The sequence below is a fragment of the Holdemanella sp. DFI.5.55 genome, assembly GCF_020593575.1.
Classification (GTDB): domain Bacteria; phylum Bacillota_I; class Bacilli_A; order Erysipelotrichales; family Erysipelotrichaceae; genus Holdemanella; species Holdemanella hominis.
The window spans coordinates 1-397 of record NZ_JAJDMK010000209.1 but is presented as its reverse complement, the minus strand read 5'-3'; the positions used below and the strand labels follow the sequence as shown (position 1 = coordinate 397).

General features: G+C 35.8%; 1 pseudogene. It reads right to left on the bottom strand.

Going from position 1 to position 397, the window contains the following annotated elements:
• Positions 1 to 397, bottom strand: a pseudogene (locus LJE08_RS13840) (carbamoyl-phosphate synthase large subunit); the annotation flags it as partial.

Genomic DNA, 397 nt, shown 5'->3' with positions numbered 1-397 from the left:
TCATCATCACACTTCTTGATTTTTTCAAGTAATTCTTCTTTCGTTAATCCAGCCAATTCTTTTTTGTATATATGATCCACTTTCATCTCTAAAGAGCGAACTGCCTTCAAGAAAGATTCTTCAAAGTTACGTCCAATCGACATAATTTCACCAGTTGCCTTCATCTGAGTTCCTAAATGACGATCTGCATTAGGGAATTTATCAAATGGGAAACGCGCAAATTTCGTTACAATATAGTCTAATGCAGGTTCAAAACATGCATAACTTGTTTTAGTAATTGGGTTAATAATTTCATCTAAACCTAAACCAACCGCTAATTTAGCACTAATCTTCGCAATTGGGTATCCTGTTGCCTTACTAGCTAGAGCAGATGAACGAGATACACGAGGGTTAACTT